Origin of the sequence: Tardiphaga sp. vice154 (assembly GCF_007018645.1) — a bacterium.
In the GTDB taxonomy this organism is placed as follows: domain Bacteria; phylum Pseudomonadota; class Alphaproteobacteria; order Rhizobiales; family Xanthobacteraceae; genus Tardiphaga.
This window is the reverse complement of record NZ_CP041399.1, coordinates 4501006-4517357: the sequence shown is the minus strand read 5'-3', so window position 1 is coordinate 4517357 and position 16352 is coordinate 4501006. Positions and strand designations below refer to the sequence as shown.

Below are 16352 nucleotides of genomic sequence, written 5' to 3'. Positions count from 1 at the left end.
TGCCTGTTGCTGGCTCATGTTTGATGTGGATCAAGCAAGGTGGCTGTGCATCGGCCTATATTTCAGGCAGGCGCCGGCCCTGAAGCCGGCAAATCCCCCATCTTCATATACGAGATCCCCCTCATGTCCGCCACAGGCCGCGACACGGGACACGTGCGCCGCCGGCGCATGGAAGTCTTTGCGTTCTTGTTTCTCACCGTGGTGCTGATGCCGGCGCTCGCGGTGGCTACCGTCGGCAGCTACGGGCTTTCGGTCTGGATCTACCAGATGATCTCCGGACCGCCCGGTCCGCCAGCCGCGCATTAGCGTCAACAACAAGGGAACAAGCCCGTGCGCAAGCAGCAGACCGATATCGATCGCCGCTCCCTGATAAGGGGACAACTTCTCAACCCGAACCGCGTCGTCACGCCGCCCGGTGGCGAAATCGCCAGCATCCTGGTACAGGCCCGGCCGGAAAATCTCGCCGCGGTCGAGGCGGCAATCCTCGCGCTGCCCGGCTGCGAGATTCACGGCCGAGACCCCAAGGGCAAGCTGGTGGTGGTCATCGACGTGCCGGACGCCGGCGCGATCGGATCGACCCTCAACACCATCACGGCGCTGCCCGACATCTACTCGGCCTCGCTCGTGTTTCACGCCATCGGCGCCGCCTGAGGCGTTGGAGAAGATATCATGACCACACCGAACCTCGACCGACGCCAGGTCCTGAAGCTGGAGGCCGCCGCGATGGCCGCGCTGGCCGGCGGCATGTCCGTGCCGGCGCTCGCCGCCAACCTCACCACGGTGCGCAGCGAAAGCGAGTTGAAATGGGACAAGGCGCCATGTCGTTTCTGCGGCACCGGCTGCAGCGTCATGGTGGCGACCAAGGAAAATCGCGTAGTCGCCACCCACGGCGATATCAAGTCGGAGGTCAATCGCGGCCTCAACTGCGTCAAGGGCTACTTCCTTTCCAAGGTCATGTACGGCCAGGACCGGCTGACGCATCCGATGCTGCGCAAGACGGCCGGCAAATATGACAAGAACGGCGAGTTCACGCCGGTGTCGTGGGATGAAGCCTTCGACGTCATGGCCGAGAAGTTCAAGGCGGCGCTGAAGAAGCGCGGCCCGAGCGGGGTCGGCATGTTCGGCTCCGGCCAGTGGACGGTGTGGGAGGGCTATGCCGCCGTCAAGCTGATGAAGGCCGGCTTCCGCACCAACAACATCGACCCCAACGCACGGCACTGCATGGCTTCCGCCGCGGTCGGCTTCATGCGGACCTTCGGCATCGACGAGCCGATGGGCTGCTACGACGATATCGAGGCCGCCGATGCCTTCGTGCTGTGGGGCTCCAACATGGCGGAGATGCACCCGATCCTGTGGACCCGCGTCGCCGATCGCCGGCTAAGCGCGCCGCATGTCAAGGTCGCGGTGCTGTCGACCTTCGAACATCGCTCGTTCGATCTCGCCGACATCGGCATGGTGTTCAAGCCGCACACCGACCTGTATCTGCTCAACGCGATCGCCAACTATATTGTCACGACGGGGCGCGTGAACAAGGACTTCGTCGATCGCCACACGTTGTTCAAGCGCGGCCAGACCGACATCGGCTACGGCCTGCGGCCCGAGCATCCGCTGGAGAAGAAGGCCACCGGCCGCGCCAAGGCGGGCGACGCCACCGACATGAGCTATGACGACTACGTCAAGTTCGTCTCCGACTTCACGCTGGAGAAGGCCGCCGAAATGACCGGCGTGCCGCTGACCCGGCTGCAGGCGATGGCCGAGCTCTATGCCGATCCCAAGGTCAAGGTGGTGTCGTTCTGGACCATGGGCTTCAACCAGCACACCCGCGGCGTCTGGTGCAATAATCTGATCTACAACATCCATCTGTTGACCGGAAAGATCTCCGAGCCCGGCAACAGCCCGTTCTCGCTGACCGGCCAGCCCTCGGCCTGCGGCACCGCGCGCGAGGTCGGCACCTTCTCGCACCGGCTGCCCGCCGACATGGTGGTGACCAACAAGGCGCATCGCGACAAGACCGAGCAGATCTGGAAGTTGCCGGAAGGCACCATTCCCGACAAGCCGGGCTATCACGCGGTGCTGCAGAACCGCATGCTGAAGGACGGTTTGCTCAACGCCTACTGGGTGCAGGTCAACAACAATCTGCAGGCCGGCGCCAATAGCAACGAGGAGACGTATCTCGGCTACCGCAATCCGGACAATTTCATCGTCGTCTCCGACGCCTATCCCTCGGTGACGGCGCTGGCTGCCGACCTGATCCTGCCGACAGCGATGTGGGTGGAGAAGGAGGGCGCCTATGGCAATGCCGAACGGCGTACGCATTTCTGGCACCAGCTGGTGTCGGCGCCGGGCGAGTCGAAATCCGATCTGTGGCAGCTGATGGAATTCTCCAAGCGCTTCAAGATCGAGGAAGTCTGGCCGGAGGAGCTGCTGGCTAAGAAGCCGGAATATCGCGGCAAGACCATGTTCGACGTGCTGTACAAAAACGGCCAGGTCGATGCGTTTCCGCTGTCCGATATCGAGGCCGGCTACCAGAACGACGAATCCAAGGCGTTCGGCTTCTACGTTCACAAGGGCCTGTTCGAGGAATATGCGAGCTTTGGCCGCGGCCACGGACATGATCTTGCGCCGTTCGACACCTATCACCAGGTGCGCGGGCTGCGCTGGCCGGTGGTCAATGGCCAGGAAACGCTCTGGCGCTTCCGCGAGGGGCGCGACCCTTACGTGAAGCAGGGCAAGGGCGTCGAGTTCTATGGCTTTCCTGACGGTCGCGCGCGCATCTTCGCGCTGCCCTACGAGCCGCCGGCGGAATCGCCCGACGCCGACTATCCGTTCTGGCTGTCGACCGGCCGCGTGCTCGAACATTGGCATTCCGGCACCATGACGCGCCGCGTGCCCGAACTCTACAAGGCGTTCCCCGAAGCCGTCTGCTTCATGCATCCCGACGACGCGCTGGCCGCCAAGCTGCGGCGCGGCGACGAGATCAAGGTGCAGTCGCGGCGTGGCTTCATCCGCACGCGGGTCGAGACGCGCGGCCGCAACAAGCCGCCACGCGGCGTCGTGTTCGTGCCGTGGTTCGACGAGGCGCAGTTGATCAACAAGGTGACGCTGGACGCCACCGATCCGATCTCGCTGCAGACCGACTACAAGAAATGCGCCGTTCGCATCGAGAAGGTGCAAAGCACATGATCGGAAAACCTGTCCTGCTGGCGCTGGCGATCCTGCTCGCCGCCGCCTCGACCTCGCTGGTCGCGCAAACCGTCAATTCCGGGCTGCGCGGCGCCACGCCGCTCGATCAGGAGGGCCCCGCGCCGCCATTGCTGCCGCTGCGAAACTCTGCGGAAAGGGAAGTGCGCGCCTATCCCGAACAGCCGCCGGTGATCCCGCATACCACCGAGGGCTACCAGATCGATCTCAATGGCAACAAGTGCCTGTCGTGCCACGCCCGTGCCCGCACCGGCGAGTCGCAGGCGCCGATGGTCAGCATCACCCACTTCATGGATCGCGACGGGCAGTTTCTGGCCTCGGTCTCGCCGCGCCGTTTCTTCTGTGCCGAATGCCACGTGCCGCAGAGCACCGCGAAGCCGCCGGTGGTCAATGAATTCCGCGACATCGATTCGCTGTTGAACCACGCCTCGCCCGGAGGCAAGCGATGACTGACATCGTACCGCCGCGCCGCTCCCGGCGGGCGCGGGCATGGGGCTTCATTGTCGAATTGTGGGACGTGCTGCGGCGACCTAGCTCGGTATTCGGGCTCGGCGTGCTGGTGCTCGCCGGCTTCATCGCCGGCGTGGTGTTCTGGGGCGGCTTCAATACCGCGCTGGAAATCACCAACACCGAGAAATTCTGCACCGGCTGCCACGAGATGCGCGACAACGTGTTCGCCGAACTGAAGCCGACGGTGCATTTTTCCAACCGATCTGGCGTGCGCGCGAGCTGTCCGGATTGCCACGTGCCGCATAACTGGACTGACAAGATCGCGCGCAAGATGCAGGCCTCCAAGGAAGTCTGGGCCAAATTGTTCGGTACCATCGACACGTCGGACAAGTTCAACGAACACCGGCTCGAACTGGCGCTGCACGAATGGGCGCGCTTCAAGGCCAATGACTCGCTGGAATGCCGCAACTGCCATAGCGCCGCCTCGATGGATATCACCAAGCAGTCGCCGCGCGCCTCGGTGGCGCATCAGCGCTTCCTGTTCACCGGCGAGAAGACCTGCATCGATTGCCACAAGGGCATTGCGCATCATCTGCCGGACATGAAGGGCGTTCCCGGCTGGCAGTAGGCCGGGGGCGATAAAGCGCCCGCGCATGGCCGCATGAGTCCGGGGCATCTTGACCGCGCCGCCGCCAGACCGCACCCATGCGGGCAAAGGCGGATCGACCATGCATACGGGAATCACCAAGGCTCCAGCCTACTGGTCAACGGCGGCGATCGTGCCGGGCATCGTCGCGATCGGCCCGATGCTGCCAGGCACGCTGGCGTTCGGCATGGCCTTTGGCGCACTGTGCGCCCAGAAGCATTTTTCGCTTGTAGAGGTCGAGGTGATGATGGCCACGGTCTATGGCGGGCTGTCGCAGTTTGTTGCGGTGCAGTCGTGGCCTGACCGGCTGACGCCGTCCTCGATCGCGACGCTGGCGCTGCTCACCTTCACCGTCAATGTCCGCTTCATGCTGATGAGCGCGACGCTGCGGCCGTGGTTCGGCACGTTGCCGGCATGGCAGGCCTATCCTTCAATGCTGCTGGTCACCGACGGCGGCTGGCTGGCCGCGATGCGCTACCGCGACCATGGCGGCGCCGATGCCGCCTTCTATGTCGGCGGCGGCATCGTGCTGTACTTCGTCTGGCTGTTCTCGGCGATCCCCGGTTTCCTGCTCGCGGAACAGCTCACCGATCCCCGCAAATACGGCGTCGACCTGGTAATGCCGGCGTTCTATGCGGCGATGCTGGTGCCGGCCTGGAAGGGGGCGCGGCGCGCGATCCCCTGGGCGGTGTCCGGCGTGGTCGCGCTGGCGGTGCATTATGTGCTGCCGGGCTGGTGGTTCATCATCGCCGGCGCCGTGTCGGGCGCTATTACCGCCGGGCTGATGGAGGAGCCGATGCCGCATCCTCACGCGGGGGCGGCCCCATGAGCGAGTTTTTGCGCAGCGACGTGATGATAGCGTTTGCCGTCATGACCGCGGTGACGGTGGCGTCCCGGCTCGGCGGCTACTGGCTGATGGGCTATGTCAACGTCACGCCGCGGGTGCGCCGCATGCTGGACGCGCTGCCGGGCTCGATCATCGTCGCCGCAGCACTCCCGGTGGCGGTCAATGGCGGGGCGGTGGTGATGTTCGCCATCCTCGCCGCGATGGCCGTGACCATCATCCGGCGCAACGATTTCATCGCCGTGATCACCGGTATGGCGGTGGCTGCGCTGGCGCGGGCGGCCGGCTTCGGCGGCTGACGAGGGCGTTGCGCGAAACGACTTGTCAAAATCTCTGAACTAGTGTTCAGTTCTTATCTGTGAGGGCCTGCAATCTCACGTAAAACCTTGAAGCCGTGCACCTTCTCGCCCGGGCCCTGTGGCCGGGCCGGGGGCGTCCGGGGGAAGAAACGCGCATGGTTTATCGGCGGACGACCCAGGTGGTGAAACGCTTGGCAGCGCGGCGCAGCGCCATTCTGGCGGCAGCGCGCGACACCTGCGCCGATGGCGGCATGGCCGCGGTGCAGATCGCCCCGGTGGCGATCCGCGCCAATGTCGCGGCCGGCACGGTGTATCGCTATTTTCCGTCCAAGGCCGACCTGATCTCCGAACTGATTGCCGACGTCTCGCGCGACGAACTCGCGGCGATCCGCCGTGCCGCCGATGCCGCACCGGGGCCATCTTCGGCGCTGGCCGCGGCGGTAACCACCGTCGCCGTGCATGTAGTGTCGCACCGCAAATTGTCGTGGGGGATTCTGGCCGAGCCGGTCGAGGTCGATGTCACCGAATCGCGCCTCGCCAGCCGCCGCGAGATCGCCGGCGAGATCGAACTGCGCATTGCCGCGGCGATCCGCGCCGGCCATCTGCCGGCGCAGGATACGGCGCTGGCCGCAGCCGCCTTGCTCGGTGCGTTGCATGAAGCCCTGGTCGGGCCGATGGCCCCGGACAATCTCGACGATCAGGCCAAATTGCGCGATGCGGTGCAGACCGTGACGCTGCTGGCGCTGCGCGCCGTCGGCGTGATGGACGCCCGCGCCAGAGGCCTGGTCGTGCAAGCCGTGCTGCCGACGCGCATGGCGGCAGGGGCTTAAGTACTTCTCAAATTCTAGGCGAAGTCAGAAGTGCTCCCTCCCCCCTTGCGGGGGAGGGTCGGGGAGGGGTGCCACAAGCGACGTCCCCTGTGGCTCCCCCTCTCCCGGCGCTTCGCGCCACCCTCCCCCACAAGGGGGGAGGGGACAGAACACGACGGCCGGCGTGTAGTTGTCGCGACTACTGCGCCTTTACCTTGCCGTCCTTGTCGTACTGCGCGAGGAATGCCCAGAGGTCGTTGATCTCAGTTTCCTTCTTGATGCCGGCGAACGCCATCTTGGTTCCGGGGATCTTGGCCTTGGGATCCTTGATGTATTCCTTGAACTGCGCCTCGTTCCAGGTGATGCCGGAATCCTTGTTGGCGGCCGAGTAGGAATAGCCCTCGACGGTGCCCGACTTGCGGCCGTCGAGGCCGTTCAGTTCCGGACCGACCTTGTTCTTGGCCCCTTCGCCGATCGCATGGCAGGCCAGGCACTTGTTGAAGGAAGACTTGCCGGCGGCGACGTCCTGCGCCAAAGCGGAGGAGGCTGCGGCGGCGGTCGCGGCGCCGATGATCAAAGCACGGAGGATGTTCTTCATGGATGGCTCTTCTGTCTGTTGGCTGTCCCGAGCGGCGCTTGTCGCATGCAGCCCGCATCGGGCACAAGGCCGATAATCACGGGAACCGGGGCCGATGCCGCCATGCTTTCGTGCGCTACCCAAAGCGCTCCAGACATGCTTTGATTCAGCACAATCAGGGCCGCCAGCGACACGGATGGCTCTCGCGGGAGTGACGACATGACGATAATGATGCCCGCGGCGGATCAGGCGGTGCTGGCGCGCCGCGAGACGATCGTTGCTGCACTGCGCAAGATTGTTCCGGGCGAGGGCGTGATCTCCAGCGCCGCCGAGATGCTGCCCTATGAGTCCGACGGGCTGATGGCCTATCGCCAGCCGCCGATGGTGGTGGTGCTGCCTGACACCACCGAGCAGGTTTCCAAAGTACTGCGCTACTGCTTCGACCATGGCATCAAGGTGGTGCCGCGCGGCTCCGGCACCTCATTGAGCGGCGGCGCGCTGCCGCTGGCCGACGCGGTGCTCCTTGGCCTAGGCAAGTTCAAGCGGATCCGCGAGATCGATCTCGACAACCGCGCGGTGATCACCGAACCCGGCGTCACCAACCTCGCGCTCAGCCAGGCCGTGGCGCATGCCGGTTTTTATTACGCGCCGGATCCGTCGTCGCAGATCGCCTGCTCGATCGGCGGCAATGTCGCGGAGAATTCCGGCGGCGTGCACTGCCTGAAATACGGCATGACCACCAATAATCTGCTCGGCTGCGAGATCGTGCTGATGAACGGCGAGATCATCAAGGTTGGCGGCAAGGCGGCGGAGCCGTCGGGCTATGATCTGCTCGGTATCATCACGGGCTCCGAAGGGCTGCTTGGCGTCATCACCGAAGTCACGGTTCGTATCCTGCAAAAGCCGGAGACGGCGCGCGCGCTGATGATCGGCTTTGCCGAAGTGGAGGAGGCGGGCCGGTGCGTCGCCGATATCATCACGGCCGGCATCATTCCTGGCGGCATGGAGATGATGGACCGGCCGGCGATCCACGCCGCCGAAGCCTTCGTCCATGCCGGCTATCCGCTCGATGTCGAGGCACTCCTGATCATAGAGTTGGACGGGCCGGGCGTCGAGGTCGATGAACTGATCACGCGCGTCGAGGCGATCGCGCTGGGCTGCGGCTCGACCACCTGCCAGATTTCGACTTCCGAGCAGCAGCGGCTGTTGTTCTGGTCCGGCCGCAAGGCGGCGTTTCCGGCGGTCGGCCGGATTTCGCCGGACTATCTGTGCATGGACGGCACTATCCCGCGCGCGGCATTGCCTCTGGTCTTGCGCCGCATGAAGGAGCTGTCCGTCAAATACGGCCTCGGCGTCGCCAACGTGTTTCACGCCGGCGACGGCAATCTGCATCCGTTGATATTGTATGATGCCAACAAGCCTGGCGAGTTGCAGCGCGCCGAGGATTTCGGTTCCGACATCTTGCGATTGTGCGTCGAGGTCGGCGGCGTGCTGACCGGCGAGCACGGCGTCGGCATCGAGAAGCGCGACCTGATGCCGGAGATGTTCAGCGAGATCGACCTCAACCAGCAGCAGCGCATCAAATGCGCGTTCGATGCGCAGGGGCTGCTGAATCCCGGCAAGGTGTTTCCGACGCTGCATCGCTGCGCCGAGCTCGGTCGCATGCATGTGCATGCCGGCCAGCTGGCGTTTCCGGAATTGCCGCGGTTTTGAGGATGTGTATTGTAGTGGAAAGCGGAGATGCGCCAGCCGCAGTGCTCCCTCCCCCCCGTGCGAAGCGAAGCTTCGCTAGGCGGGGGAGGGTCGGGGAGGGGGGTAGCCGCGGGCGACGGCGCCTGTGGCACCCCCACCCCGGCCTCCCCTCCCGACGATGCTATGCATCGCCGTCCGTTCGGCCGGCCGTCCCCGCAAGGGGGAGGGATGCTATCGGCATTTCGCTTTCAACTAATAAGAAGATCACACCGTGGACATTCTGAAAGTACGCGACGCCCAGGACGTCGAGACCGCGGTGCGCGCGGCGATTGCCGGCGAGCAGCCGCTGGAGATTGTCGGCCATGGCAGCAAGCGCGGCATCGGGCGGCCCGTCGCTACCAATGCGCGACTCGATCTCTCTGCGCTCAACGCCATCACCGCCTATGAGCCCAACGAACTGATTCTCACCGTGCAGGCCGGCGCGCCGATGGCCGATGTGCTGTCGCTGATCGACAGTAAGAACCAGCAATTGTCGTTCGAGCCGATGAACACTTCAAGACTGCTCGGCACGGCGGATGTCGGCACAATCGGCGGCATGATCGCGGCCGGGCTTGCCGGGCCGCGGCGGATCCAGGCCGGCGGCGCGCGCGACCATTTGCTCGGCGCGTATGCGGTGTCCGGCTTCGGCGACAGCTTCAAGGCCGGCGGCAAGGTGGTGAAGAACGTCACCGGCTACGATCTGTGCAAGCTGCTGGCGGGCTCGTGGGGCACGCTGGCGGTCATGACCGAGGTCACGCTGAAAGTGATGCCGTCGGCGGAAAGCGAACGCACGCTCGTGCTGCGCGGGCTCGACGACCTCCAAGGCAACCGGGCGATGACCGCCGCGCTGGGCTCGCCGTTCGACGTGTCCGGCGCGGCGCATCTGCCCGGTTCGGTGCTGCGCACCACGCCAGCACCACTCGGCGAACTGGCCGCTCCCGACCAGTCGGTCACGCTGCTGCGGCTCGAGGGCATCACAGTATCGGCGAAACATCGCGCCGCCTCGCTGGCCGAGGCATTGTCGGCCTATGGCACGGCGGAGATCGTCGAGGACACAGCGTCGGCGGCGCTGTGGGCCGGCATTCGCGATGCCGTGCCGTTCGCTGCCGACGGGCCGCGGGCGATGTGGCCGGTGTGGCGGATCGTCTGTCCGCCGGCCGCGGGCGGCCAGCTCGGTCAGGCGATCGCCCGGGCGTCACAGGGCGAGGTGTTCTACGACTGGGGCGGCGGGCTGATCTGGGCCGCGCTGCCGCCCTCGGACGACGCGCAGGCCGTGCCCTTGCGCAAGCTCGTCGATGCCGCGGGCGGCCACGCGACGCTTATCCGCGCCGCGGAAGCGGTGCGTCTCGCTGTCGATGTGTTTCACCCGCAGGCCGCCGGCCTCGCGGCGCTGGGCGAGCGGGTGCGGAACAGTTTCGATCCCAGAACGATTCTCAATCGCGGCCGGATGTCGCGCGGACCTCTTGCATGAAAACCGACTTCACGCTCACGCAACTTGCCAATCCCGATCTTGCCGAAGCCGACAAGATCCTGCGCGCCTGCGTACATTGCGGCTTTTGCACCGCGACGTGCCCGACCTATGTGTTGCTCGGCGACGAGTTGGACAGCCCGCGCGGTCGCATCTACCTGATCAAGGAGATGCTGGAGAAGGACAAACCGCCGACCAGAGAGGTGGTCAAGCATATCGATCGCTGCCTGTCCTGCCTGTCCTGCATGACGACGTGCCCGTCCGGCGTGAACTACATGCATCTGGTCGATCAGGCGCGGGTCCGGATCGAACGGGATTACACGCGGCCATTCACGGAACGCGCACTGCGATCCGTGATGGCCATGATCCTGCCGCGGCCAAAACTGTTTCGGGCCAGCATGGTGATGGCGCGGCTCGCCCGGCCGCTGGCGGCGCTGCTGCCCTCGACGCACAACCAGGCCAATCCGAACCTGCTGAGCCGGCTGCGGGCGATCCTGCAGATCGCGCCGTCATCGCTGCCGGCGCCGGTCCTGCAGGGCGGCAACGTCTATCCCGCCATGGGCACGCGCCGCGGGCGCGTGGCGTTGCTGCAGGGCTGCGCCCAGCAGGTGCTGGCGCCGCGCATCAACCAGGCCGCCATCCGCCTGCTGACGCGGCACGGCATCGAGGTGGTGCTGGTGCGGGACGAGCAATGCTGCGGGGCGCTGACCCATCATCTCGGGCGCGACGACGCGGCGCTGGCGATGGCGCGGGCCAATATCGGTGTCTGGCTGGGCGAGGCCGATCGCGGCGGGCTGGATGCGATCCTCGTGACGGCGTCGGGCTGTGGAACGGTGATCAAGGACTACGGATATCTGCTGCGTGAGGACCCCGAATTCGCCGGTCCCGCAGCCAAGGTGTCGGCCCTCGCCAAGGATATCAGCGAATATGTCAGCGAGATGAACCTCCCTGCGCCGCAGACCCGCAGTGATCTCGTCGTGGCCTATCATTCGGCGTGCTCGCTGCAGCACGGGCAGAAAATCACGCAGGCTCCCAAAGAATTGCTTTCCAAGAGCGGATTCGTGGTGAAAGATATACCGGAAGGCCATTTATGTTGCGGGTCGGCGGGCACGTACAACATTCTCCAGCCTGACATCGCGAGCCGATTGCGTGACCGCAAGGTGGCCAACATCGCGATGCTCAAGCCCGACCTGATCGCCGCCGGCAACATCGGCTGCATGGTTCAGATCGCCGGCGGCACCGGCGTGCCGGTCGTGCACACGATCGAGCTGCTGGATTGGGCGACTGGCGGTCCAAGACCAGGTTTGATAGGGCCCGGATTGAACTGAGCGAACGCGGTCGCGCGCCGGCACACGACGAGACGCTGGATCGCTCCCGGTCGGCGCCCCAACAGGAGGACCACATGGCGAAAGACAAGAAATCCAAAAAGGACAAGAAGGACAAGAAAAACAAGAAGAAGCTTCTGCTAGCGGCAAAGGCCGCGAAGAAGGCCTCCAAGAAGCCCGCAAAGAAGGCGCCGAAGAAGGCCGCCGAAAAGTCCGCCAAGAAAGCTGCCAAGAAGGCCGTGAAGAAAGCGCCGAAGAAGGCTGCTAAGAAGGCCACCCCCAAAGCTGCCAAGAAGACGGCGAAGAAAGCGGTGAAGAAGACGGCGAAGAAGGCCCCGGCCAAGAAGGCAGCCAAGGCGGCCCCGAAGAAATCTGCGCCCAAGAAATCTGCGCCCAAGAAATCTGGAGCGAAAAAGGCTGCGCCGAAGAAGGTCGCGGTAAAAAAGGCGGCTCCCAAGACATCTGCCAAGACATCTGCCAAGGCATCTCCCAAGACATCTCCCAAGACAGCGGTGAAGAAGCCCCGCGCCAAGAAGGCGGTGTCGCCGTCGATCAGCGTGCCGGACGAGTTGATGACCAGCACGGCGCCGATTGCGCCGGCCGAGCCGTTGCCGCCGGTGTCGCTGCCGCCGAAGCCGCCCAAGAAGGCCCGCGCCCCGCGCAAGCCGAAGCCGGAACCAGTCGCGCTGACCGCCCCGGAATTGCCGTCCGAACAAGCCGACGCGCCGGACTGGTCCGCGCCCGAGCCCGATCCCACCCCCGTAGAAGGCCATTCCAGCGGCGATACCACGCCGATCGAATCGTCGGACGATGCGGCGGATCTGGTTGATCGCAACGACACCAAGTAGATCGCCCGTCAGAACGTGTTGACGAACCGAAGGCCGCAACGTGTCCGTTGCGGCCTTCTATATTTCGGGGATTACGGGCGCAGCCGATGCTCGGCGGGGGAGGGCAGCCGTACCGCCGGTGGGACCGGCGAACGATTCGCCTTATGGCGTCCAGGCTTTCTTCGCCAGGGTACTCCTGACCGCGACGGTGCCTCGGCCCCCCTGGGTTTAGTCTTCCGATATTTCCCTATTGCGGTATTCTCTTTAAGGCATCTCGGAATTTGTGACGATTAAGCAACACCCCTGAACAACCTCTTACGGAATCGTCAGAACGCCCAATAAGGCGGCAAATGCTCGTTTTTTTAACTTCTCCATCGACGCAATGCGCCCCAGAGTTGCGTCAGGTTCAGGAGTTCGCAGTGCCGCGTCTTTCAGACACGAAACTGCTTTGGTTCAAATGGGGAATGTCATGAAGAAAGTAATCGTTTCGGTTGCAGCGCTGCTGGCCGTGGGTGTGAACTCCGCCTCGGCCGCCGATATGGCCGCCAAGATGTACAAGAAGGCGCCGCCGATCGTGGCCTATGATCCCTGGGACATCGCCTTCGGCGCTGCGGTCATGAGCAACTACGTGTTCCGCGGCATCACCCAGTCGAATGGCAACAAGGGCTCGGTCGCAGCCTACTTCGAGCCGCGCTACAACATCACGAAGGACGTCCAGCTGTACGCCGGTGTCTCCGGCGAGAGCATCTCTTTCCCGAACCGCGCCTCGATGGAGCTCGACGGCTACTTCGGTATCCGCCCGACCTGGGGAGCCGCGGCGTTCGACTTCGGCTTCTTCTACTACGGCTACCCGGGCGGCCAGTGCTTCAACACCCCGGCGTTCTGCGGCGGCGATGTGACCGCGGTCGCGCTGCCGAACGGCAGCGTCGCCAAGAAGAACGCTAGCTTCTATGAAGGCTATGCCAAGGTTAACTACACCTTCAACGACAACTTCTCGCTCGGCGGCAATGCCTTCTACTCGCCGAACTTCCTGAACACGGGTGCCGAGGGCACCTATGCGTCGGTGGTCGGTAAGGTGATCGCGCCGTCGACCTGGTTCGGCACCTCGGGCATCGGCTCCTACGTTTCGGGCGAGTTCGGTCGCCAGTGGCTCGGCACTTCGGACGCCTTCTACGGCACCGTTGCGTTCCCGCGCGGTATCAAGTACGCCGACTACAACACTTGGAACATCGGCATCGGCTTCACGTACAAGGTCTTCACGCTGGACCTGCGCTACTCCGACACCAACCTGTCGAAGGGTGACTGCAACGCCTTCACGTCGGACTTCTCGGCTCCTGCCGCCGGCACCAACTTCACCCCGATCAATCCGTCGGGCGCTGGCTCGAGCTGGTGCGGTGCTACCGGCATCGTCAAGCTGTCGGCTGACCTGACCGCGATGACCAACCTCAAGTAAGCATTTCGCGCATCATAAAGGGGCGGCAGAGCGATCTGCCGCCCCTTTATCGTTGCGGCGCAGGCTGCGGCGCAGAATGTCGTGATGGATTTTCGGTGATCTTGCATGAGATGGGACTGGCGCGCCGCCGCCACGGCGATCCGCCGCAACAACCACCGCAACGCGCTGGCCGGCACGGTTGCCGGCCTCGGCGCCGCGATCGCCATCGGGGGCATGGAAGCCTTCTCGACCGCCGCTCACACGCCGCTGGTGATCATTCCTTTTGCCACTTCCATCGTGCTGGTGATCGGATCGCCGGAAGCCGAGCCGGCGCAGCCGCGGGCGCTGATCGGCGGCCATATGATCTCCGCGCTGGTGGGGCTCGTCGTGCTGCAGGCGACCGGGCCGCACGCCTGGGCAGCCGCGATGGCGGTCGGGCTGGCCGTGCTGGCGATGTACCTCTCCGGCACGTTTCATCCGCCGGCGGGAATCAATCCGCTGCTGGTCGTGTCTTACGCGCTGCCGTGGTCATACCTGATCGTGCCGGTGCTGCTCGGAGCGCTGTTGCTGACGGTCTTCGCGCTGGTCTGGCACCGCTGGGTGGCGCAACGATCATGGCCGCGGGAGTGGATGTAGTGTCTCAATAGTGGAGCTTGCTGTTAGTTGGCTCTCCATGTCGTCCCGGGCAAGCTCGCAACGCGAGCGCCGATCCCGGGACCCATAGACTCTGTCCCATCGTCTGCAAGCTGTGGCGGTTGCGGTGCGCAAGCCACGAGCTCGGAGGGTATGGGTCCCGGCGCGGCGTTCGCTGCGTTCACTGGGCCGGGATGACATCGGGTTTCTCACAGCGGCTTCGCCACGCCCTCCGCCAGCGTGTAGCCCGCCGCCGCCTTGCTGAGCGTGACGTTGCGCTGGTGGAACGCCTGCAGCGTGCTGCGGTGCCCGATCGAGATCAGCGTGGTGGCCGGCAGTCTTTCCGCGATCAACTGATATAGTTTCGCTTCCGACGGCTCGTCGAGCGAGGCGGTGGCCTCATCGAGGAACAGATATTGCGGCGCGTGCAGCAGCGCCCGCGCGACGCCGAGCCGTTGCTGCTCGCCGAGTGACAACATTCGGTTCCAGTGCGCTTCCTCGTCCAGCCGCGATACCAGCGCCGGCAGGCCGACCGCCGTGATGGCGTCGGCGATTCGCTCCGGCGTGAATGCGCTGGTCTCGGCCGGGTAGGCGATGGCGTCCTGCAAGGTGCCGACCGGAAAATACGGCCGCTGCGGCAGCATCATCAGCGTCGCCTGCGCCGGGATCGCGATGCGGCCGCGGCCGAACGGCCAGATCCCGGCGATGGCGCGGAACAGCGTCGACTTGCCGGCGCCCGATGGCCCGGTGAACAGCGTGCTTTCGCCGCTGCGGAACTGGAAACCGTCAGCTGCTATCAGCGGCGCGCCGTTCGGCAGGTTGATTGCGAGCTCGTTGAGGTCGATCGCCCCGTTGTCGGCCGGCGCGACGTGAACGATATCGGCGGTGCTGTTCAGCGCTTCGGCGCCGGTGATGGCCTGCTCGAAGCCGTCCAGACGGGCCACGCCGGCCTGCCATTCCGCCAGCGTGCGGTAGGCGGTGATGAAGAACGACAGCGCATCCTGCACGCTGCCGAAGGCCGAGGCCGTCTGCATCATGCCGCCGAGTTCCATCTTGCGTGCGAAGTAGGCCGGCGCCACCATGATGTAGGGAAAGATCACGGCAGCCTGCGCGTAGCTCGCCGTGAAGGCGGTGAGCTTCTTGGTGCGGCTCATGATAGCCAGCCAGTTTCCGGCGACGCGCGAAAAGCGCGTCGACAGCCTGAGGCGCTCGACGTTCTCGCCGTGCAGCAGCGCGATCTGTTCGGCGTTCTCACGGGCCCGCACCAGGTTGAAGCGGAAATCCGCTTCATACTGCTGCTGCTTGAAGTTCAGCCCCATCAGCGGCGCGCCGATCAGATGTGTCAGCACGGTGCCGATCACCGCATAGATCAGCGCGGCCCACACCAGATAGCCGGGGATCGCGATGTCCTGCCCGAACAGATGCAACGGGGCGGCATCCGACAGGCCCCACAGGATGACGACGAAAGACGCCAGCGTCACCACGGAACTCAGCAGCCCGACGCCGAGCGACAACGTACGATCCACGAACAATTGGGTGTCTTCGGCGATGCGCTGGTCGGGGTTATCGGCGGCGTCGCCCTGCAACTGCATGCGATAGTGATTGCCATGCGCCAGCCAGCCGCCGAGATAGCGCTCGGTGAGCCAGCGCCGCCAGCGAATCTGCAGCCACTGATTCAGATAGAGCTGGTACACTTTCAGCGCGATCCAGATTGCGGCGAGCACCGAGAAGTAGCCGAGCTGATAGGTGAAGACGTCGAGGTTGCGCTCCTGCAGCGCATTGTAGAACACGTTGTTCCAGCGGTTGAACAAGACGTTGAGCCCGACCACCATCAGCTCGATGGCAATCACCGCGGCGAGCAGGCCGCGCGCCATCCATTTGTCCTCGGAGCGAAAATAGGGAACCGCGATCCGCCAGACGGTCGCGAGCGTGGAGCGCATGTTGTTCACAGGAAAGTCTCCGAGGGAGGGCCACAAGTCCCGGATAGAGCAGGGATTTTCGATGTGTAGACTAAAGTTGCTGATTCGATGGCGTGCGGCGTCTTGTCGCGAATTGGCGATCAACCTAGCATGGCTTCAACGGTGAGGGGCGGGGGCCTTTCCCGACTGAC

At 64.6% G+C, this 16352-nt stretch carries 16 protein-coding genes; 14 read left to right on the top strand and 2 right to left on the bottom strand.

Annotation, left to right across the window (positions count from 1 at the left end):
* Positions 1 to 123 precede the first annotated feature (123 nt).
* The 8 genes from napE (at position 124) to FIU28_RS21165 (ending at position 6270) form a co-directional block, all read left to right on the top strand.
* Positions 124 to 306: a periplasmic nitrate reductase, NapE protein gene (gene napE / locus FIU28_RS21200; protein ID WP_143575104.1), complete on the top strand. Its 183-nt coding sequence runs from the start codon at positions 124 to 126 to the stop codon at positions 304 to 306.
* A 24-nt stretch (positions 307 to 330) separates the two neighbouring features.
* Positions 331 to 651, top strand: coding sequence for a chaperone NapD (locus FIU28_RS21195; RefSeq protein WP_143575103.1), 321 nt, complete (start codon positions 331 to 333; stop codon positions 649 to 651).
* A gap of 18 nt (positions 652 to 669) precedes the next feature.
* A complete protein-coding gene (gene napA, locus FIU28_RS21190; protein ID WP_143575102.1) occupies positions 670 to 3183 on the top strand; it encodes a nitrate reductase catalytic subunit NapA in 2514 nt (837 codons plus the stop codon).
* Positions 3147 to 3650 carry a nitrate reductase cytochrome c-type subunit gene (locus FIU28_RS21185; protein WP_441351247.1) on the top strand — a complete coding sequence of 168 codons (504 nt, stop codon included), beginning with the start codon at positions 3147 to 3149 and terminating at the stop codon, positions 3648 to 3650. The genes napA and FIU28_RS21185 overlap by 37 nt, the downstream gene beginning before the upstream one ends.
* Complete coding sequence (locus FIU28_RS21180) at positions 3647 to 4279, top strand: NapC/NirT family cytochrome c (RefSeq protein WP_143575100.1); 633 nt, start codon at positions 3647 to 3649, stop codon at positions 4277 to 4279. Before FIU28_RS21185 ends, FIU28_RS21180 begins: the two co-directional genes overlap by 4 nt.
* A 100-nt stretch (positions 4280 to 4379) precedes the next feature.
* The gene (locus FIU28_RS21175) at positions 4380 to 5126 is read left to right on the top strand and encodes an AzlC family ABC transporter permease (RefSeq protein ID WP_143575099.1); all 747 of its coding nucleotides are present in this window, start codon (positions 4380 to 4382) and stop codon (positions 5124 to 5126) included.
* A complete protein-coding gene (locus tag FIU28_RS21170) occupies positions 5123 to 5440 on the top strand; it encodes an AzlD family protein (protein WP_143575098.1) in 318 nt (105 codons plus the stop codon). Before FIU28_RS21175 ends, FIU28_RS21170 begins: the two co-directional genes overlap by 4 nt.
* A gap of 155 nt (positions 5441 to 5595) precedes the next feature.
* The gene (locus tag FIU28_RS21165; protein ID WP_143575097.1) at positions 5596 to 6270 is read left to right on the top strand and encodes a TetR/AcrR family transcriptional regulator; all 675 of its coding nucleotides are present in this window, start codon (positions 5596 to 5598) and stop codon (positions 6268 to 6270) included.
* Between the two features lie 178 nt (positions 6271 to 6448).
* Here the strand turns inward: FIU28_RS21165 and cycA are convergent, their stop codons facing one another.
* Positions 6449 to 6847, bottom strand: a complete 399-nt coding sequence (gene cycA / locus FIU28_RS21160; RefSeq protein WP_143575096.1) for a cytochrome c-550 CycA — start codon at positions 6845 to 6847, stop codon at positions 6449 to 6451.
* A 198-nt stretch (positions 6848 to 7045) separates the two neighbouring features.
* Here cycA and FIU28_RS21155 point away from each other — a divergent pair, with 198 nt between their 5' ends.
* The 6 genes from FIU28_RS21155 to FIU28_RS21125 all read left to right on the top strand — a co-directional run bounded on the left by FIU28_RS21155 (position 7046) and on the right by FIU28_RS21125 (position 14245).
* Positions 7046 to 8539 (top strand): FAD-linked oxidase C-terminal domain-containing protein, encoded by a 1494-nt coding sequence (locus tag FIU28_RS21155; protein WP_143575095.1) that lies wholly within the window; start codon positions 7046 to 7048, stop codon positions 8537 to 8539.
* Between the two features lie 250 nt (positions 8540 to 8789).
* Positions 8790 to 10028 (top strand): FAD-binding protein, encoded by a 1239-nt coding sequence (locus FIU28_RS21150; RefSeq protein WP_143575094.1) that lies wholly within the window; start codon positions 8790 to 8792, stop codon positions 10026 to 10028.
* Complete coding sequence (gene glcF, locus FIU28_RS21145) at positions 10025 to 11353, top strand: glycolate oxidase subunit GlcF (RefSeq protein WP_143575093.1); 1329 nt, start codon at positions 10025 to 10027, stop codon at positions 11351 to 11353. Before FIU28_RS21150 ends, glcF begins: the two co-directional genes overlap by 4 nt.
* A gap of 74 nt (positions 11354 to 11427) precedes the next feature.
* Positions 11428 to 12198 (top strand): hypothetical protein, encoded by a 771-nt coding sequence (locus tag FIU28_RS26720; RefSeq protein ID WP_210245431.1) that lies wholly within the window; start codon positions 11428 to 11430, stop codon positions 12196 to 12198.
* Between the two features lie 448 nt (positions 12199 to 12646).
* Complete coding sequence (locus tag FIU28_RS21130; RefSeq protein WP_143575091.1) at positions 12647 to 13630, top strand: TorF family putative porin; 984 nt, start codon at positions 12647 to 12649, stop codon at positions 13628 to 13630.
* Between the two features lie 105 nt (positions 13631 to 13735).
* On the top strand, positions 13736 to 14245 hold the full coding sequence (locus tag FIU28_RS21125) for an HPP family protein (RefSeq protein ID WP_143575090.1): 510 nt from the start codon (positions 13736 to 13738) through the stop codon (positions 14243 to 14245).
* 206 nt (positions 14246 to 14451) lie between these two features.
* Here FIU28_RS21125 and FIU28_RS21120 read toward each other — a convergent pair whose 3' ends face one another.
* Positions 14452 to 16191, bottom strand: coding sequence for an ABC transporter ATP-binding protein/permease (locus tag FIU28_RS21120; protein WP_143575089.1), 1740 nt, complete (start codon positions 16189 to 16191; stop codon positions 14452 to 14454).
* Between the last annotated feature and the right edge of the window lie 161 nt (positions 16192 to 16352).